The sequence below is a fragment of the Paenibacillus sp. J22P51 genome (genome assembly GCF_059692215.1).
On record NZ_JCAUAZ010000007.1, the window covers coordinates 1 to 19,215 of the forward strand.

15 protein-coding genes and 1 pseudogene are annotated in these 19,215 nt (G+C 45.0%); 11 read left to right on the forward strand and 5 right to left on the reverse strand.

The window, feature by feature from the left end; translation table 11 throughout:
* Positions 1–520 precede the first annotated feature (520 nt).
* Together AC58QC_RS16220 and AC58QC_RS16225 are read right to left on the reverse strand one after the other, a co-directional pair.
* Positions 521–1,471: a serine hydrolase domain-containing protein gene (locus AC58QC_RS16220; protein ID WP_497416170.1), complete on the reverse strand. Its 951-nt coding sequence runs from the start codon at positions 1,469–1,471 to the stop codon at positions 521–523.
* 119 nt (positions 1,472–1,590) lie between these two features.
* Positions 1,591–2,925, reverse strand: a complete 1,335-nt coding sequence (locus AC58QC_RS16225; protein WP_497416171.1) for a glycosyltransferase family 2 protein — start codon at positions 2,923–2,925, stop codon at positions 1,591–1,593.
* 248 nt (positions 2,926–3,173) lie between these two features.
* On the opposite strand from AC58QC_RS16225, the gene AC58QC_RS16230 reads away from it, so the two are divergent.
* Positions 3,174–3,512 (forward strand): DUF1801 domain-containing protein, encoded by a 339-nt coding sequence (locus AC58QC_RS16230; protein ID WP_497416172.1) that lies wholly within the window; start codon positions 3,174–3,176, stop codon positions 3,510–3,512.
* Positions 3,513–3,613: 101 nt separating this feature from the next.
* Here the strand turns inward: AC58QC_RS16230 and AC58QC_RS16235 are convergent, their stop codons facing one another.
* Positions 3,614–4,582, reverse strand: coding sequence for a stalk domain-containing protein (locus tag AC58QC_RS16235; protein ID WP_497416173.1), 969 nt, complete (start codon positions 4,580–4,582; stop codon positions 3,614–3,616).
* A 289-nt stretch (positions 4,583–4,871) separates the two neighbouring features.
* Between AC58QC_RS16235 and AC58QC_RS16240 the strand changes: the two are divergent.
* A pseudogene (locus AC58QC_RS16240) lies at positions 4,872–6,989 on the forward strand (thioredoxin domain-containing protein).
* A 147-nt stretch (positions 6,990–7,136) separates the two neighbouring features.
* Here the strand turns inward: AC58QC_RS16240 and AC58QC_RS16245 are convergent.
* Positions 7,137–7,295 (reverse strand): DUF1540 domain-containing protein, encoded by a 159-nt coding sequence (locus AC58QC_RS16245; RefSeq protein WP_497340425.1) that lies wholly within the window; start codon positions 7,293–7,295, stop codon positions 7,137–7,139.
* A gap of 199 nt (positions 7,296–7,494) precedes the next feature.
* Here AC58QC_RS16245 and AC58QC_RS16250 point away from each other — a divergent pair, with 199 nt between their 5' ends.
* Positions 7,495–7,713 carry a hypothetical protein gene (locus AC58QC_RS16250; RefSeq protein ID WP_497416174.1) on the forward strand — a complete coding sequence of 73 codons (219 nt, stop codon included), beginning with the start codon at positions 7,495–7,497 and terminating at the stop codon, positions 7,711–7,713.
* Between the two features lie 126 nt (positions 7,714–7,839).
* Here the strand turns inward: AC58QC_RS16250 and AC58QC_RS16255 are convergent, their stop codons facing one another.
* Positions 7,840–9,762, reverse strand: coding sequence for a glycosyl hydrolase family 18 protein (locus AC58QC_RS16255; RefSeq protein ID WP_497416175.1), 1,923 nt, complete (start codon positions 9,760–9,762; stop codon positions 7,840–7,842).
* Positions 9,763–9,938: 176 nt separating this feature from the next.
* Here AC58QC_RS16255 and AC58QC_RS16260 point away from each other — a divergent pair, with 176 nt between their 5' ends.
* From AC58QC_RS16260 to AC58QC_RS16295, 8 genes are all read left to right on the forward strand, one after another.
* Positions 9,939–10,472, forward strand: a complete 534-nt coding sequence (locus tag AC58QC_RS16260) for a DUF309 domain-containing protein (RefSeq protein WP_497416176.1) — start codon at positions 9,939–9,941, stop codon at positions 10,470–10,472.
* The gene (locus AC58QC_RS16265; RefSeq protein WP_497416177.1) at positions 10,469–11,197 is read left to right on the forward strand and encodes a response regulator transcription factor; all 729 of its coding nucleotides are present in this window, start codon (positions 10,469–10,471) and stop codon (positions 11,195–11,197) included. The genes AC58QC_RS16260 and AC58QC_RS16265 overlap by 4 nt, the downstream gene beginning before the upstream one ends.
* Positions 11,190–12,641 (forward strand): sensor histidine kinase, encoded by a 1,452-nt coding sequence (locus tag AC58QC_RS16270; protein WP_497416178.1) that lies wholly within the window; start codon positions 11,190–11,192, stop codon positions 12,639–12,641. Before AC58QC_RS16265 ends, AC58QC_RS16270 begins: the two co-directional genes overlap by 8 nt.
* 98 nt (positions 12,642–12,739) lie before the next feature.
* The gene (locus tag AC58QC_RS16275; RefSeq protein WP_497416179.1) at positions 12,740–13,348 is read left to right on the forward strand and encodes a hypothetical protein; all 609 of its coding nucleotides are present in this window, start codon (positions 12,740–12,742) and stop codon (positions 13,346–13,348) included.
* Positions 13,349–13,382: 34 nt separating this feature from the next.
* Positions 13,383–15,116 (forward strand): efflux RND transporter periplasmic adaptor subunit, encoded by a 1,734-nt coding sequence (locus AC58QC_RS16280; RefSeq protein ID WP_497416180.1) that lies wholly within the window; start codon positions 13,383–13,385, stop codon positions 15,114–15,116.
* Between the two features lie 27 nt (positions 15,117–15,143).
* Entirely contained in the window at positions 15,144–15,863 is a 720-nt protein-coding gene (locus AC58QC_RS16285; protein WP_497416181.1) for an ABC transporter ATP-binding protein, read from the forward strand.
* Positions 15,860–17,038, forward strand: a complete 1,179-nt coding sequence (locus AC58QC_RS16290) for an ABC transporter permease (RefSeq protein ID WP_497416182.1) — start codon at positions 15,860–15,862, stop codon at positions 17,036–17,038. The genes AC58QC_RS16285 and AC58QC_RS16290 overlap by 4 nt, the downstream gene beginning before the upstream one ends.
* A 24-nt stretch (positions 17,039–17,062) precedes the next feature.
* A complete protein-coding gene (locus AC58QC_RS16295) occupies positions 17,063–19,213 on the forward strand; it encodes a hypothetical protein (protein WP_497416183.1) in 2,151 nt (716 codons plus the stop codon).
* The last annotated feature ends 2 nt before the right edge of the window (positions 19,214–19,215 follow it).

Genomic DNA, 19,215 nt, shown 5'->3' on the forward strand with positions numbered 1-19,215 from the left:
GTTTCATTATATCGTTGTCTTGATTCGCTCATGGACAGACACCTCTTAGATAATAGTTAAGATTATTATTACTTCTACACTAAGAGACGTCCACTTTTAATTCTAAGTGCATTTATCCAGTTAATTCTTTGGAATTCCCCAATAAATTCCGAATAAATGGATTTTTTCCAGCTAATTTCAGGCATTTTTGTCGAGATGAGCATATGGACGAAAATTAACTACATATTTTCCATCTAAACTGAATTATCGGGGAGTTTCCTCCGGAATAGCTGTACAATTTCCAGTTAATTTATCTTCACGGGTCCAGAATCCTCGCGAAACCTAGTTAGTACGATCATCCCCAGCTATTCTCATCATCCAAACTAAACCTTGCACTCCCAGCAAACCTACAACCAATCACCCTCGCCAATATAGTCATCAAAAGCAACCCTTTCAAAACAGATACAGCAAGCCAACTAAGTCATCGACCGAGTCAACCAACCCAACTCAGCCAGCCCCCAACCAATAGGTAGATGTCACTTTAACATAGCTCCACCAAAAAAGGCGCAACAGACTGACGGAACACATTCAGTGGAATCTTACTCTTTTTGCGTTGGTCATTCGTCAATACGACGACGATCTCAAGACTAGGGATGATATAAATACATTGTCCGCCAAATCCATATGCGTAAAAGTAGGTTATCGTATTCGCGGGCGATCCTTCTTCAGAAGAATCAGGGTAGGCATCTGTCCACCAATGCCAGCCATAGCTGCCGCGACGTGGTGCCTCCGCACGTATCGCAGGTTGCGTGGAACGAACGACAAGTTCTTGCGAAATTAGCTGTTTGTTCCCCCATTTTCCTTGCTGTAAGTAGAGTTGACCAAACTTGAGCATATCACTAGGACGCAGTGACAGTCCAAAACCTCCCGTATGAATTCCTTGTGGGTCGTGCTCCCACGCATATGACTCAATCCCAAGGGGGCCGAATAGAAATAACTCGGCATAACGGGCTACCGGCATGCCTGTTACTTCCATAATAATGGCAGATAATAATTGTGAGCCGCCTGAATTGTAAGTCATTTTCATGCCAGGCGTGTCGGACAAAGGTAGATCTAATACGAAGTCAATCCAATTGGATGTTCTGGTCATAGTAGGGAAGGAATTCTGACCGCCGAACTCGGTCCAATTGAAGCCAGAAGTCATCGTTAATAGATGAAGCAGTGTGATTTCGCCTTTGCCGGAGTGCGGTTCTTGCCCAAGCCGCGGGAAAAATACAGATGCTGGTGTCATCGGATCCGGCAATAATCCCTGATCCATGGCTATGCAAAATAGGGATGACAGAATGCTTTTAGTACAGGAATTGATCTTAGCAAGGGTATCATGTTTGGAAGGATCTCGAAAATGCTCAAATAAGAGTTTGCCTCGTTGACTTATTAGACAACTAACGAGATTGGCAGGTTCTATTGCTGCAAATAAATTTGAAAAATTCATGTCAACCTTCTTCATTTTTCGGCATGATTTTTGCATATAGGGGGAATTACACATGTAAACGATATGCTGGTGTAACGTAAAAATTCATTATTATTATACCCATCACACCCGAACTACACTTATTTCCAAACCCGCTCCATTTTTAAGAACTCTTGCAAATACCCCAACAACGATACAGGACTCATAATTATTTGATATCCCAACACAAATAAAATAAATCCTAACTTATTCTTTCTCACTTTTAAATCCAAAGAACGAAATACGTGCTTTTGATAACGGTACAGTGTGAAGTAACTAACCATGGTTACCGGTAGCACTAATATGGTCAGCGGTCCTACAATCCAAAACACACCAAAGAATGCAAGGATAAGTCCTGGTAGCCATATAAGTGCATAGGTTGCATCTATATAAGGCATCATAAAATTAATTCCTGTTAGATACTTTGCGTAGACTTTAGGTTGTTCCCATGGTTTTACAGCCCTAAGTCCCTCGATCATACCTCTTGCCCATCGGCTTCGTTGTCTTGCAAAATGAACAAAGTTTGTCGGTACAGAGGTAAACGCAACAGATAGAGGTTCAAAAAATACACGATATCCATGTTTTAAAAATAGCCATGTTAAAACAATATCTTCACCTATCGAATCTGACCAACCACCCATTTGTTTAACTGTTTCTGTTCTGTACATACTAAAGGCACCTTGAGCAACCAAAGTCTGTTGATACATGCCTTGTAGTCGTTTTACCGATGCAATAGCTAAAAAGTAATCCCATTCTTGAATTTTAGCCCAAATGTTCTCGCGGCTATTCCTTACTAGGACCGCACCCGCGACTGCACACACATCAGGTGGAGCTGATATCATACGACTTACAAGATACCTTAGCGCCGATTGATGCATCAATGTATCTGCATCCAAGGTAATCATATACTCCGTCTTTACATAGGTTAAGCCCGTATTTAACGCGTGATTTTTCCCTGCTCTGTGTTCATGCACCACTAATAAGTCGATGTTATTTTCTAATGCAATTATTTGGGCTACTTCCACCGTTGCATCAGTTGAATTGTTATTAGCTAAGATGACTTTTATTTCGCCTTCATAGTCTTGCTTAGCCACTTGAAGCAAAGTATCCTTAATACCTTTTTCTTCATTCCACGCAGCAATCAAAATTGTTATTGCCGTTTTTGGATTCAATTCTATGAATTTCGGTTGTTTATCCATTATCAAACTCACAACCATAAACGCATTTAAATAGCCAGGTATATAAGCTATCCCCGTAATTGCCAACAGAGCCCCCGGCAAGGTAATAATTTCTCCCAACTCTACAATCCATCTCTGAGACAAATAGATGGAAAACAACACCCATAACAATGCGAATACATGACTAATGACGAATTTATAAATAACAGGTATATATCTGTCCGATTTTACGGATTTTTTTGTTCTTTTCTTTCGCACCCTTCTCACATCCGTTCAACGAGGATACTCTACGTAACCATACTACTTTTTGAGTATCTCGTGTACCTACAGTTCTTGGTATTAAAACGAATTTATGATAAGCAGATTTTAATTACGCCTATCTAGCATCGAAGCTCATCGGATCTGAAGGAACGTTATGGAAACAAGGAAAATTCACATAGCTGGAGAATATTACTATGATACTTTTTCTCAGCTGTATATGGGAAATAAAAGGAGACAACGCTACTATGAATCAAGAGGTAACCGATTTTATCGAAAAGCTTCCAGCATGGCAGGTTGAGGTGAGTAATCGACTTCGTCAATTGGTCCATCAGGTCATTCCCGAGGTCGCCGAGCGTATTCAGTATAAGAAACCTCATTTTTTGAAGAATGGTCACTATGCCGCTGTTATTTCGCCGTCTAAGGATGCGATTGCGTTTATGATTATGAATGCGACAGGTTTGGAAGTCCCGAAAAGTTATGAAGGACCTACTGAACGGAAATGGTTGAAAATCCGCGAAGGCGATACGCCTGATTTCGATTTGATGGCTAAGCTGTTAGATCAGGCGTCCAGTGGGCTGTCATGAATTGTTAAACGACAATCATCAGTGGAAGTAAATAAACGAAAAGCCTGAGAAGCGATTTACGCGCTTTCAGGCTTTTTTTTGGAGATATGTTAGGCGTAAGCTTATTCGTGTTTTGTAAACGTTTGACCGCCCATTTGCAGTGTATTCCCATCTACTGTGAAAGAAACAGTGTTAATGGCTCTGTCTGCAACGAACTTAATATGCCCGGCATCTAGGATCAAATAGTTACCCACAGCTACTCCCGCACGATACAGCACGCCATCGCTAGTAAGCTCCATTTCGGTAGCTTTTTGCTTTTCGGTCCACTTACCGACAAGTTGAGATACTACGGTTGGGTTTAAGTTAATCGCGTGAGTCAGGACGAGCTCATACTGATTTTGCGTAAATTGATCAGCAATTTGTTGGTAGATTGTATAATCTTCACTCTGAGCGGCAAACGTATTCTTTTGTGCATGATGCAGCACATATACGTAGCTGCCTTTTGAAGCCAATACAGTATCATTTGCATCGTGCTGATCAGCAGCCCAATCTGTTTGTGTAAACACTTCAATAGTAGCCATTACAGTTGCTGGAGCTGTTACATCTTTGGGAAGATACAAAATATCCATCGCACTTTTCACGTTCTTGGACAATTTGCCGGATTCAACGCCTTTTGCAAGAGATTCCTGTGGCCATACGGTAGGGCGTACTTTTCCTCCAAGAGATGAAGGGATATGCACCGTGTAGCCATATTTAGCTAGGATGAGTTCTTCATCTGCACGGAACGTGAGGAATTCATTATTTTCACTAAGATAGGCCGTTTTGCTGTTCTCATCCCATGTCACATTATAACCAAGTCCTTGAGCAACACCACGTACAGGTAAATAGATCGAGTTATTATAATTAAGCGGAGTTACTTCGTTACCTTGCTCATCTTTCAGAGAGATAGCTTTCCCGCTAGCATTCACTTGCACGGATGAATCTAGAAATGCTTTTACCTCTGTAAGCGAGCCATTAGCAAAAGCTCCTGCTGCCATTCCAAGTGTCAAAGTGGCAAATAGGCCGGTTACGATCATCGTTTTCTTTTTCATGTATAATACCTCCGAGGATTAATTATAGTACAACTCAGTTTATCAAGTTGCCTTTATAGCTGTAAGACGAACGGGGTTCGTAAAAAGTTTGGAGGTATCGTGGCTCATTTTTTTGAAGGGTATGCTAAACTCGGTACATAACAAAGAAAATCCAAAAATCAAGGAGGTGAATTGGAGCAATCATTATCGCTGTCTTTAGACGCAATGACTGTTTTTCAAGAGCATCCTGGTCAAGATGAAGAAGAATGTAAATGCTATGACAATAAGCCATTCAAGGGAGTGTAATTCAATGTCCGATCAAACAGGAAAACACAAATTTACAAACCGTCTTGCTGATGAGAAATCACCTTATCTATTGCAACATGCGCATAATCCAATTGCTTGGTTTCCATGGGGAGAAGAAGCTTTCTCTAAAGCTGGACGCGAAGGTAAACCTGTATTCTTATCCATAGGCTATTCTTAGCTTCGGCTATACAAATATCGAGTAGTGCATATGTCTACATGTCATTGGTGCCACGTTATGGCACACGAATCATTTGAAGATCAAACCATAGCTGACATGCTGAACAAAGATTTCATCTCTATTAAGGTAGACCGTGAAGAGCGCCCTGATATCGATCATATCTATATGGCGGTATGTCAGGCAATGACCGGGCAAGCCGGCTGGCCGTTGACGGTGTTCTTAACACCAGAGAAGAAGCCATTCTTCGCAGGGACTTATTTTCCGCGCAGTCGCAAATATAATCGAGCAGGGATGGTTGAGATCATCGCACAGCTTGCAAGTAAGTGGAGGGAAGACTCTGAGCGAGTTCGCGAGCTTGGTGATCAAGTGATCAGTCAAACGACAAGTCGGTTGCTGGAGCATCAAATAGGCGGCACAATGTCAGAGGAAACGCTGCATGAGGCTTTTCGTTTGTATGAGTCTAATTTTGATGCTGAAAATGGTGGATTTGGCAGCTCTCCGAAGTTTCCTACCTCTCACAATCTGTCATTCTTATTGCGATATTATAAGAAAACGGGGAATGAGCGAGCGCTTGAAATGGTTGAGAAAACGCTAGACGCTATGTACCGTGGGGGCATGTATGATCACATTGGATTCGGTTTCTCCAGATATTCTGTTGATGCCCAATGGTTAGTGCCGCATTTTGAGAAGATGCTGTATGATAACGCACTTTTGGTGATGACGTACGTAGAGGCTTATCAGGTGACGGGAAAAGATGAATATGGCGAAGTCGCTGAGCAAATTATGACGTATGTGCTTCGTGATATGACGGACGATGGCGGCGGTTTCTACTCTGCGGAGGATGCCGATTCGGAAGGCGAGGAAGGCAAGTTCTACGTCTGGACGATGGACGAAGTTGAGGACGTATTGGGGATTGATGAGGGAGACCTCTTTAGTGAGATCTACGGATTGACAGAGTCAGGGAATTTTGAGGGAAAAAATATCCCGAATCTGCTCGACACGACGTTGGCGTCTGTGGCTAGGCGGAAGCAAATCCCTCTGGATGAGCTGAAGCAGCGTTTGGAAGCTGCCCGCGTCAAGCTTTTCGCACATCGCGAAAAGCGGATCCATCCGGGCAAGGATGATAAAATTCTGACCTCGTGGAACGGTCTGATGATTGCTGCGCTGTCCAAGGCGACACGTGCCTTGGACAAGCCATTGTACGCGGACGCTGCCGCGAAGGCCGCGGACTTCCTGCTTCGCGAGCTGCGCCGCGAAGATGGGCGCTTGCTCGCGCGCTATCGCGATGGCGAAGCGGCGTTCCTGGGCTACGTGGACGACTACGCGTTCCTCGTATGGGGACTGATCGAGCTGTATGAGACAACGTTCGAGCTGCGCTATCTCCGTGAAGCGGTCCAGCTGAACGCAGAGATGCTTCGTCTCTTCGGAGACGAAGACAGGGGCGGGCTCTACTTTTACGGCAGCGATGCCGAACAGCTGCTCACCCGCCCCAAAGAGATCTACGACGGCGCGATGCCGTCGGGTAACGGAGCAGCCGCGCTCAATATGCTGCGGCTGTCAAGGCTGACCTACGACGCGAAGCTGTCGCAGGCAGCCGATGAGCAGCTCCGGGCGTTCGCCGGAGCTGTCAGTAAGTACCCGCCGGGCCACGCGCTAACGCTGGCCGCGCTTGATTTCGCATGTGGCGAAGCCTGCGAAATTGTGATCGCCGGCGCCCCGGCGAAGCCTGAGACACAGCACATGCTGCGCACGGTTCAGCGGCAGTACTTGCCGAATGCGCTGCTGATTCTTCACCCGCAGGGAACGGAAGGTGAAGAGGTGCGCCAGCTGATTCCGCTGGTTCAAGACAAATTGCCGCTTGGCGGTCGGGCCACGGCGTATGTGTGCCAGAACTTCGCTTGTCAAGCACCGACACAGGACCTTGAGGACCTTGAAGAATTTTAAAACAACGAAAATCTATTCCAACAACACTGATAATAATTATCATTATTGGTTACAATAGACGTAGAAACGTAAAAAGAGGCCATGAAGGCCTCTTTTCAACTCAACGTTTCTATTCACAACTTGATCTTGAATCGGGCTAAAGCTGAATTAAACTTTGGATTCGAATGTTCTACAATCTGTCTCTTCTGAATTACGAGCTTGATTACTACCGTGGTGGCTCACGATGGAAATCGAGCTTGCATTGCATTTGTTTCCATTGGCCCAGTATTTGCAGGAATTCACTTCACACATTACATCTTTTGCCATGTCCTTTTCACCTCCCCTACCTCATAGGGTGGGCGAAAGGGACCTCTTTTTATACATGGAGCTAAAAATACTTATACAAGGTGGGTGCAGACGTAGATCTAATAAAGTGTATAGATGTATGGATTGAATTAGGAACAAGTGTAACCATGTATAGAATATACTTGAAGTAGTATGTCAAGGACTTCAAGGGGATGAAGATATGGCTGAGAAGAATGAGCTTCAAACCTGTGTCAGATGCAAGTACGTTGCCGTGAAAGAAGACAGGTACTGCATTCGTTGTGGAGCGCCGCTCAAGAACAAATGTACGAAAGAGAAATCCCTGATGCATAAGGGTTGCTATAAGGTCAATAAAGCGGATGCGAAGTACTGCGCGGATTGCGGGACGGAGACGACTTTCAGCCAATGGGGACTCTTATGACCGTGAGTGTAGCACCTATCAAAATAAACCTGTGACAAGGACGAAGTCCAAATCTCAGGTTTATTTTTTGCGTTTCAGGTTTATATCAGGTTGTCTTAAGTCGTTAGCATCAATAGTAGATAGATCCTACTTCTTCTGCAGCACTGCCTGCCACAAATCAGCCGAATCATAGCCTAACCGCCAAGCCGCGACGCCCGCGATGTCATACTTTTTCGCCAAGTCCATACGAGCTGTGACGGTAGCTTGATTCTCCAGCCAAAGCACGTAAGTGAAGCCATTCTCTTTGTACTCGATTTTATATTGACCAAACTCATTATCCCATGTTTGCGTGGTCGATTTGGAAGCCATTAAAGCAGGAATGTCCTTCATAAGAACGGTGCGGTTACCTACTAAAGCGCCTTTCGCATCCAGCTGCCATTCGCGTACATAATAGGGGATGCCTAGAATGATTTTGTCACGAGGAATACCGTACGAGAGGAACTCTTGAATGCCGCCATCGGCCCAAGGAATACCTGCAACGGAGCCAGGCGATGTGCTTCCTTTCCAGTACTGATCGTAAGCCATGATACAGATATAATCGACGATGGCACCTAGCTTCTCGTGATCAAAAGCGGAAAGATGATTCCACTTCACGCTGCCGCGCGGCAGGTCAATGGAAATAATTAATCCTTTGGCATGCGCGGAAGCAGTTAATTTTGAAATAAACGCCGTGAATGCATTGCGATCAGAACCCGCTAAGCTTTCAAAATCCACATTGATCCCTGGAACCCCCAATTGCACGGAGCGGTTGACCAAAGCCGAAATAAACTTGTCCTGGGCGGCATTGTCTGCCAGAAACTGCGTTGTTAAAGATGAGCTAAACTGATTGCTAACTAATGGGTACACGGTATAACCACTTTTTTGCAACCATTTGACGGTGTCGGCATTCGACGTATCCTTGAGATTACCAGCGCTATCTGCCAACTCGAAATAGGAGGGAGAATCCACGTCTAGACCGAGCGTATTCGATACATGTGCTTTAATCGTTTCTGCTCCTGAGCTTCCGTTCCAGCCCCACACTTGCAGCTTTTTGAAATTATCCCAGAGCATGCGGTGCTCCAAGGTTTGAATAGACGCATTGCTATATTGTTTACCATAAGATAAGGCTTCCGGTAGGGTCTTAAACTCACCAATCAGGTTTGAACTCTGAAACACTTGGTAAGAGGCGTAGTTGTTCCAGATCTTACGACCTTCCCGATAAATGGCGCTGTGTCCCCATTGCTTTGCGTAGCTGATCGCGTCATCGATGGAAGTGAATTCCTGTAGTAAAGCGTCATTTTGAAAAACTTTATATGCTTTAAGATTGCTGTAAACGGTTTTTTTGGAGTTGATATTGACGACTGTCGAGTTCCCCCATTTGAGAGCCTCATGAATCGCATCTTCTAAGGAAGCAAATCCCCAATTTGGAGCTGTAAATGTTCCTTGATACACGTTGTATTGCACGCTGCCTGCGCTGTTTGCAGCCTTCTCAGCTTGGGGGATGTTATCCCATACCCACCCGTTCGAGTTCAAATCGATAATATGAGCGCCGCCCCATTTTTTGGCTTCGGCGATGGCATCTGTCAGACTCGTAAACTTCCAAGAATCCAGCGTAATTTCATTTTGATAGAGTTGGTAACGCGCATAATTGTTCCAGACCCATCCTGTGGATTGCAAATCACGCACACTCGCGTTCGTCCACTTCTTAGCTTCAGAGATCGCCTCATTCAGCGTGGCGAATTGCCATTCTGGCAACGTTACATCCTGTTGATACACTTGATATCGGGGGAGATTGCTCCACACCCAAGTACGTGTACCGATTTCTTCGACGTGGCTGTTCGAGAACCATTTCGCATATGCTTCTGCCCCAGCATAGGTTGCAAATTCCATTAGCACCTGGTTGTACTGATAGACTCGATATTTCGTCGTTTTATCTGCGCTTGTACCTGTGTTGCTTGCTGCGAGTACAGTTGAAGGTACAGTCATTGAAAGAATTAGGGTGCCCGTGAGTAACCATTTACCAATTTTCATTCATTCCGCCTCTTTCTACTAAGCTACTCTATTGGACGCATGAAATGGTAGATTGGTTGCGTTTTCGTTCTGTTGGAAGTTCATGGATAAATCGTGAAGTTGGACGATGTCCCGACTTTTTAGTAACATGAGGGAGAATGGTTTACCGTGATGAACTTAAGGTGAGGGGAATTCATATGACGCAATATCCAGAGGCATACACCGATTATTTATGTTATTTTCACGGAGAGCGGGATTATTTCGAATGTCATGAAGTCATGGAAGAATATTGGAAAGAAAATCCCAAAGATCCAGCAAGACTAACTTACGTTGGGCTTATTCAAATTGCTGTCGGGATGTACCACAGTCGAAGAGGGAATTACGCTGGGGCTGTGAAAATGCTGCAAAGTGCAGCAAAGAACCTGCAAGCTGAGGATGTGCGAACTTTGGGCTTGGATGACATTGAACTGCAAGCCAGAATTGAGCAAGCTTGGCAGGCGATCGAACGGGATGACTATCAATTTAAAGATATGAATTTACCTATTGCTGATTCTGAGCTGCTGAACTTGTGCCTTGAATTATGCGGGCAAAAAGGGTGGAGCTGGCAAGCGCCAAGTCGGATGTCAGATGAAATGATCGTTCATAAGCATACGCGAAGAGACCGGTCAGAGGTTATTGAAGAGAGAGCTCGCCAACAAATCATTCGGAAGGAATTAGGTGGCATGGAATGAGTTCAGAAGGCAAAATTCTAGTCGTTGAAGATGAACCCAATATTTCTGAGGTTGTCAGGTTGTACTTGGAGCACTCGAAGTTTGAAGCGATTCAATTGTTTCGCGGCGGTGATGTCCTCAAAACGATCATGAGTGAGCGGCCTAATTTGGTGCTGCTTGACATTATGCTTCCTGATGTTTCCGGGTATGAGCTGTGTGAGCAAATTCGCAAAATGGATGCTCCGTATCATCACACACCGATTATTTTCCTTACTGCGAAAGGCGAGTCCTTGGACAAGCTCAGAGGCTTCAATTTGGGCGTCGACGATTATTTAGTGAAGCCGTTCGATCCGAATGAGCTCATTGCGCGCATTAAGGCTGTACTTCGTAGAACCTTGCAAATACCTGCTGATATGTCTGGGCCGCAAAGCTCTCCACGCAAATGGTTAGAAATTGGCAATATTATGATCGACTTAGAGCAATATCGGGTAACGGTTGATGGCAATCGTGTTGAACTGACACCGAAGGAAATTGAACTGTTGTTTTTCCTAATGAGCAATCCTGGTCGTGTCTTTACGCGCGAGGACCTGCTCGGATATGTGTGGAATTTTGATTTCTCGGGTGGCACTCGAACGGTGGATGCGCATGTGAAAAACTTGCGAAAGAAGCTAGGTCAGCATGAGACTTGGAATATTCAAACCCTCTGGGGCATTGGGTATTCGTTCGAGGTCGTTCAGCATGCTTAAGCGTTGGATTACGGGGAGATACAATAGTTTATATATTAAAATTTTCCTCTCCTTCCTTGCGACTTGTGTGCTTTTCTTTATTGGTTTATTCGTTTTTTGGAATTATTATTTCACAGATCTTTTCTATAAAGATAAAATCGAGCTTTTGGAAAAACGGAATACAGAAGTGATCCGATTGTTAAATTCTGTTCAGGATGGCACGATTTCCATTCGTGAATTGAAATATACCGTTCGTATTCTCGCTAGAAGTATTAATGGTCAAGTCTGGGTCGTAGATGAGAAAGGGAATATCACCAACGGTTCATCAGACGGTGAGGGAAGAGCGATTCCCAAGCAGATGGATGCCATATTTATTGATGGCTTGCATGGCCATTCAGGGCATACCATGATTAGTTTGGACACGCAGGAAGGGACTAGAAATTTATTTGCTTTTTATGCTCCCTATCAATTAAACGATCAGCCATTGGTCATTATTCTTCATTTCCCTGCTGGTGATATACGAGAGGTCATCTCAGCCGTGCGGCTAAACATTTTGCTGCCGCTTCTTTTTTCACTCATTGCGGTAGGCTTTATCCTGTTCATCGTTTCCCGTAAACTCGCAGGGCCGCTTCAACAGATGAATCGTGCCGCCTTAGAGCTGGCTCATGGGGATTTCAAGACACGAGTTCCCGTTACATCACAGGATGAAGTTGGACAGCTTGCTAAGAGTTTTAACTTTATGGTGGAGAAATTGGAGGAGTGGGAGGAAACGAGGCAGGAATTTCTCGCCAATGTCTCTCATGAGCTTAGATCGCCGCTCACAACGCTGCGCGGATTCATAGTTGCGATGAATGATCACATTATCCCACAGGAGAAGTACCCGCATTATTTACACATTTGCGATCAAGAGGTGCAGCGTTTACAACGTCTGGTAACAGACCTTTTGGACCTTGCTCAGATTCAAAATGGGGTTGATGTATTCCGATTACGTCCGGTAGATATGGTTGAATTAGTGGAAGACTCACTTGAGCTCCTAAAGCCTGCCATTGCGGAGAAGCTCATTTCGCTGCATCTTATTCTGCCAGAGGAGAATGGGGAAGGGTGCCAGGTGCAGTTAGATCCAGATCGATTTGCCCAAATCATCCATAATTTAATGTATAACTCATTGAAATTCACCCCTGAGGGGGGGACGTTAACAGTAGCTTTGGAAGAGCACGAGAAAGAAGTCCATTTGTATATTCGAGACACGGGGACTGGAATGAGCTCTGTGGAATTATCGCGGATATGGGATCGCTTCTATAAGGCGGATGAGGCTAGAACGTCCAAATCGGACGGTATCTCGGGGACAGGACTAGGTCTAACCATCGTGAAACATCTAGTCACTGGAATGAATGGAACAATAGCAGCCCGCTCTCGTATCGGGGAAGGCACGGAGTTTCAGATCGTATTCCCTAGGAGTGTTTGATTTGTTCACAAATTTGTCACAATATTATCATACTTCATACACATTTTTCGCCTATCCTGTTGCTGATGGATAGGTTTTTTTGTGGAGGTGTATGTAAGTTGAGCAGTACACGCAATGGCTTGCTGTGTGTAACCCTCACGACCTTCTTGATAGTCGGTTGTAATAGTCACGGATCTGGACAAGCTGGGTCCTCTATTACTGTGATCCCGTCTATGCCTGCTTCAGTTCAAGTCTCGCAAGAGCTCCCTACGGCTGAAGATGTACAGAATGTGAGTGAACGACAGCTGGTTATGCTATTCCAAGGGTTAATTGTGATGGATCGCCAACCTTTACTAGCTTTGACCGCTGAGCAAGCTCATGCCATTTTGCCCATTGTACGCAAGAGTGAAGAAGAAGGAAGCATCGACGAATCCGAACGAAAAGCAGTCATCCATGTGTTAACGATTGATCAGAAAGCTTATCTGGATGAACAATCGAAGCAATTGAAGATGCGCATAGCTGAACGAATGAACACTCATAGGGAAGCGTTGTCTGCAGCGGAGAGGGAGCGATATGTAAACGCTTTCGAAAGAAGGCGGAAGTACGAGCAACAAGTTGAAGCTGGTGTCTCAGGGCAAGTGAACAGCGATGCTTCATCTCCGGATTCACGTGGATTGGGGATCAGCGTTGAAAAACAATTAATTGAATTATTGATCTCAAAGTCGTAAGACAGCGTACAAATGCTAAGGGGGAAGTATCAGAATGAAATTTTTTCGCAGTAAATGGTTCATCGTGATTGTGGCAATCATCGTTTGTGCTGGTGGTTCCTATGCGTATTTAACGAAAGGAAAGAAAACAAAATCAGCAGAGACGAAAGAAGTGACGGTTGATGTAAAAAAGGGGAACATCCGCTCATCGGTTTCTGGGACAGCCCAATTTGAGCCGAAGGATACCCAAACCATTTCGTCAACGGAAAATGCTAGCATCAAATCGATTAACCTGACTCGTAATCAAGCGGTTAAAGCGGGAGATGTTCTTATTGAGCTGACGAGCTCAAACTTGGAAAACGATCTTCAAGATGCAAAAGTGACCTATGAGCAAATGGTGAAAGATTTGAACACGAAGCAACAACAAAAAGGATTAATGGGCGTTAATGCGCCAATTAGCGGGAAATTAACGTATGCCAATATTGATGTTGGCGCAACGATCAATAAATCAACGAAAATCGCTACTATTAGCGATGCAAGTACTTTAACTGTTACATTGCCTTTCAACGTGGAGGATGCTGCGCAATTACATAAAGGTGATTCCATAGACTTAACGGTTGATGGCTTCATGATCACCAAAACAGGAACGATTGTGGCAATTTCCAAAGACCCAAAATCGGATGGTAAAGGTGGTAAGCTATTCGATATCGATATTCAAATTAAGAATGACAATTCCATGGATGCGGGTATGAATGTCTTGGGCTCTGCAACCATTGGCGGACGTACGGTAGATTCACAAGGGAAAGCAGCACTTCAGTACGTGCAGGTTGCTACAGTACTTGCAGGAACGACAGGAAGTATTTCGACATTGCCTTTCAAAACAGGTGTAATTGTACATCAAGGTGATCTGCTTGCATCCTTCCTGAATGATACCTTAGACGATGATATAACTACAGCGCAAGCTGCGCTAGAACGTCAGAAGTTGAAAGTAGATGCGGCACAAGATCGCGTAACCGCACTGAAAATTCTTGCTCCTTTCGATGGTGTATTCTCAACAGATTTCGTGAATAAAAAAGTGGATATTCTTAGCAACTTCCGACCGGGAACAAGGGTTCAAAGCGGTACTCAGTTTGGTACTGTGGCAAGTTTTGCTAAAATGCAGCTTCCAGTCCAAGTGGATGAGCTGGACTTACCGAATATTAAAGTTGGAATGAAGGCGGAAATTAAGGTTGATTCCTTCCCTGGACGCACCTTCCCGGCAGAAGTGACACAAGTATCTACGGTAGGTACAACAACGAATGGCGTAACGTTCTATGATGTTATTTTGGCAACAGAAAATAAAGATAACGTGTTGAAATACGGGATGACAGCAACCGGTGAAATTTTGATTCAAGATAAGAAAGATGTCCTTTATATACCGCCAGAAGCGCTTCAGCTGCAACGTGGTAAACGTGTTGTAACGGTGAAGAAAGCGGATGGAACATCAGAACCAGAACATGAAGTGAAAATTGGGATTCGTTCTACAACGCAAATTGAGATCACGGATGGTCTTAAAGAAGGCGATAAAGTCGTATTGCCTGCTGCTGTGAGAAGACAGCAGAATTTAAGTACAGACGAGATCAATCGCTTAAGACAACAATTCCAGCAAGGCGGCGGTGCCGGCGGCGCTGGTGGCTTCCAACAAGGTGGTGCAGGCGGTGCCGGTGGAGCAGGCGGTGGTGGTAATGCTGGTGGCGGTAATGTACAGCGTACCACCGGTGGTGGTAATGCCGGTGGCGGTAACAGATAATGCTGCCCTGAAAGGAGCTATTGCGGGATGAATATCATTGAACTGAAAGATATTACGAAAACCTATAGGCGCGGCGAGGAAGATCTTCCCATTCTGCGTAACATATCGCTTTCCGTTGCCGAAGGTGATTTCGTCGCTATTATCGGCCCGAGTGGATCCGGCAAATCAACCCTGATGAACACGATCGGCTTGTTGGATGTACCGACCTCAGGCAGCTACACTCTGGACGGCGTGGTAACAGAGCACATGAGTGATAATGCGCTGGCCGAGCTTAGGAATCAGAAGATCGGCTTTATATTCCAGCAATTTAATCTGCTTCCACGATTAACGGCAATGGAAAACGTGGAACTCCCGATGATCTATGCGGGGATTTCAAAAAAGGAACGTAAAGAACGCGTAAATGCGATGTTGAAAATGCTCGGAATGGGCGAACGTGGCCATCATCGGCCAAGCGAGCTGTCAGGCGGTCAGCAGCAGCGGGTAGCGATTGCGCGTGCGCTTGCAATTTCACCTTCGTTGATTTTGGCGGATGAGCCAACGGGAGCCTTGGATTCGCGAACAGGTGAGGAAGTATTGGAGCTTATTTTGCAGCTTAATGCGCAAGGCAACACCATTGTCCTCATTACGCATGATCATCATATCGCGGACAATGCGAAGCGGGTGGTTGCCCTTCGAGACGGTGTCATCGTGGATGATTATCGGAACGACACGAAGAAGAGCCCGTTGCAGCAAGAGGTGAGCGTATGAAGTTAACTGAACTGATCCGGATGTCGCTTCGGACGATTATTTCAAGTCCATTGCGTACATTTCTGACCATGCTTGGCGTCATTATCGGCGTAAGCTCCGTCGTCACGCTCGTTTCCATTGGGCAAGGGACATCGGAGCAAATTGCGAAGCAATATGAGAACATGGGAACGAATTTGCTCGTCGTTACTGCGACAGGGAACGGGCGTGCGACGCAGTTGAGTTATGACGATCTGATGAATTTCGAGAATTTCCCGGAATTCAAATCCATCGCACCAACAATGTCGAAGAACGGTTCCAACATCAAATATGATCGTACGCAGGAGAAATATAATGTGTTAGGTACGAACGACCGTTATTTCGACATTATCAAAGCAAAAATTGATAAAGGTCGTAATCTGTCGCCGACAGATCTAGAGTTTCGTTCTAATGTCGCAATTTTGGGCAGCGAAGTGACGAAAAAGTTCTTTGGTACGCTAAACCCTGTTGGCGAAAACATCAATATTGATGGGGTTGTTTTCAATGTCATCGGTACACTCAAGGAAAAGGGCTCTAATATTGGGGGAGCTTCTGTAGATAGCTCTGTCATTGTGCCGTTAGAATCGGCTCGTCGTCAATTTAAGCTGGGTCAAATTCGAACAACTTACGTAGAAGCACCTACGAAGGACGATATTTATATCGCTCAGGAGACCATGAAGCAGTACCTGACGTATAAATTCAAAAGTGATACGGGCTTTGTTTTAACGAATCAGGACGAGCTGCTGAAAGCACGGACTGAAGCAACCAATACACTTACGAATCAATTAGTGGCGGTTGCCTTGATTTCCCTGCTCGTTGGGGGAATTGGGATCATGAATATTATGCTAGTTACGGTTAGTGAACGTACACGTGAGATCGGGATTCGCAAATCGATTGGCGCTAAGCGTCGAAATATTTTACTTCAATTCCTGGTGGAAGCGGTCGTAATCAGCGGCATGGGTGGATTAATTGGGCTGCTCATCGGCATTGGATTCTCGTATGCCTTGCCTTATTTTAGTCCGAAACAGTCAACCAGTCTTTCATTTGATGTAGGCCTTTATTCCTTCTTATTCTCTGTATTAGTTGGTGTGGTTTTCGGGTTATATCCAGCTAACAAAGCTTCCAAGCTGCGTCCAATTGACGCATTACGTTCTGACTAAAATTATCTACAAGGAGGACTCCCTGTGAATCAACAACGTAAGATGAAACGTCTGCTCAGCCGTTCGGCTCTAATGCTAACCGCTGCTAGCTTCCTAACACTTCCTCTGGCAACCTCAGCTTTCGCTGGCAAGGAAGGCGTATTTCTCAGTGATTCCGTCTACTTTACTTTGGACAAAGTGTCGTTATCGGTAGGAGCCGATGATGGCTCACTTCGTTTCTCATTAGGCTTGAACAATAATAGTAACTCTACTGTAGATTTCAATAACTATGGTGTAAAAGTCATTGATGCGAAGGGCATTACCTATACAGCGAAGCTCAATGAGAAGGTCGTTGCGCGTGTGAAGGCAGGAGAGACGGGGACATTTAAGTTTACGTCAGAGGTTCCGAGCAATCTTACGCCGTCTGACCTTAAGGTCGATATTTTTAGATGGAATAATAATACGACATCAGACATCGGGGCGCTTTCGGTCGAATCGGCCATGGCCGAAGCAGGTCAAACGCTGGAGCAACAAGCTGTTATTAATTTAAAAGAGATCGACAGTACATTGGCTGAAGAGGTTTTAGTAACCGCGAAATTAGGACAAAGCTATAAAGTTTACAAAGATGGCGTGTGGATGGTATACACGGATCTTACCTTGGCCAATGAAAGCAGATCCAGCGTAAAGCTTCCAGAGGGTTTAGAGCTCAATTTCCAAGACAGCAAAGGGCTGACTTATGGTGCACAGTTTGTTGCAAATGTAGGCGCATTGCTTCCTGAGCAGCCTGTGACAGTGAAACTACAAGCTGCTGTACCCGCTTCACTGGATACGAATAAATTGTCCTTGTTATTCTCACCTAAGGGCAAGGTGAAAACGACAGTGCTCGGCGCTTTGAACGCAGCGAAAACCTTTGCTGTAGGACGAATTGGCGATAAAACGGCTTACCCGAATACAGAAGCTAATGAAGATGTGAATGGTCTCGTTATTTCGACTTCTTGGGCATCGGCTATCCAACAATCGGACGGGCTGCATGTCCAAGCGAATGTGACATTGACGAACGATGGTGAAGGGATTGTAACGGTTCCTAACTTGACTGCAGAATTCCAGGCGAATCGTGGCAATGTTGGCGTGACGTCGAGTGACAATGCTGTTCGCAGCTCCTATTTATCACCAAATGAATCGACGACATTCCATTTCCAAGGCGTAGTACCTGCTTCGCTAAGTGCTGAAGCCTTGCAGCTTGTTGTGCTGGAGAAACAAGGTGCGGCTGCACCTACAACAACACCAACAGGTGGTGCTGGTGCTGGTGCTGGTGCTGGTGCTGGTGCTGGTAACACGGATACTTCGAAACAAGCAGTATCCCTGCCTGTTGCCATTACATCGCTTGCTGGGGCAGGCGTTGCAGTTGAATCAACCTCCTATGCTGCTGCGCAAGATTATAAGATCGGCGATTCCTTTAAATTAACTTCAACGAATAGCATCAATTCCAACATTGATTTGTCGCTCGTTGAGTTGGGTATGAGTGTGAACTCAGACTTTGGTTATAAGACTGTCGTTGGGAAATATAAACTAACGAATAGAGGGACGTCGACATTGACACTGCCGGATTTCCAAACTGATTTAACGAACGAAGAAGGCTACACCTATGCAGGTGTTCGTCAAACCAATGTGGCGAAGAGTATCGCGCCTAACACAAGTTACGTCCTAAGCTACTCGTACATGGTACCTGATAGTGAGGATGCGGATAAGCTAGCGCTAAATCTGTACGATACGAATCGATTGGCAGTTGGCTCTTACAAAGCGGAAGTGCAGCCTGTTCCAGCAACGGGTCCTATCTCGGTATATCCATTTAATATCGATTTTGACGATTACTCGCTAACCACCACGTATAACAAAGATGGGTCGTACGCTTACCGTTTACGGTTAGATCTGGATGTACAGCGACAAGCACAAGTGATTACAGATGCGAATTTCTCCTCGCTCTTGTTTGAGGTTGTGGATACGGAAGGACGCCTTTTGAGCTCCAAAGCAATGACCTTCACAGGTCAGCAAAAAATTATGGCTGGCGTTCAGTTCCTTGAATTTACGAATATAAGATCCGAGCAAATTACCTCTGGCTCGTATTTCAACATCTATGAGGTTATTTCCACTCCGAATGGAGATGCGAAACGCTTAATCAGAACGATTAATCCATAGTC

Bases quoted from the DNA above. Each gene is read 5' to 3' on its own strand.
- AC58QC_RS16220 (WP_497416170.1), bottom strand. From the start codon at position 1,471: ATGAATTTTTCAAATTTATTTGCAGCAATAGAACCTGCCAATCTCGTT.
- AC58QC_RS16230 (WP_497416172.1), top strand. From the start codon at position 3,174: ATGAATCAAGAGGTAACCGATTTTATCGAAAAGCTTCCAGCATGGCAG.
- AC58QC_RS16235 (WP_497416173.1), bottom strand. From the start codon at position 4,582: ATGAAAAAGAAAACGATGATCGTAACCGGCCTATTTGCCACTTTGACA.
- AC58QC_RS16245 (WP_497340425.1), bottom strand. From the start codon at position 7,295: ATGGCAAAAGATGTAATGTGTGAAGTGAATTCCTGCAAATACTGGGCC.
- AC58QC_RS16250 (WP_497416174.1), top strand. From the start codon at position 7,495: ATGGCTGAGAAGAATGAGCTTCAAACCTGTGTCAGATGCAAGTACGTT.
- AC58QC_RS16255 (WP_497416175.1), bottom strand. From the start codon at position 9,762: ATGAAAATTGGTAAATGGTTACTCACGGGCACCCTAATTCTTTCAATG.
- AC58QC_RS16260 (WP_497416176.1), top strand. From the start codon at position 9,939: ATGACGCAATATCCAGAGGCATACACCGATTATTTATGTTATTTTCAC.
- AC58QC_RS16265 (WP_497416177.1), top strand. From the start codon at position 10,469: ATGAGTTCAGAAGGCAAAATTCTAGTCGTTGAAGATGAACCCAATATT.
- AC58QC_RS16270 (WP_497416178.1), top strand. From the start codon at position 11,190: ATGCTTAAGCGTTGGATTACGGGGAGATACAATAGTTTATATATTAAA.
- AC58QC_RS16280 (WP_497416180.1), top strand. From the start codon at position 13,383: ATGAAATTTTTTCGCAGTAAATGGTTCATCGTGATTGTGGCAATCATC.
- AC58QC_RS16285 (WP_497416181.1), top strand. From the start codon at position 15,144: ATGAATATCATTGAACTGAAAGATATTACGAAAACCTATAGGCGCGGC.
- AC58QC_RS16290 (WP_497416182.1), top strand. From the start codon at position 15,860: ATGAAGTTAACTGAACTGATCCGGATGTCGCTTCGGACGATTATTTCA.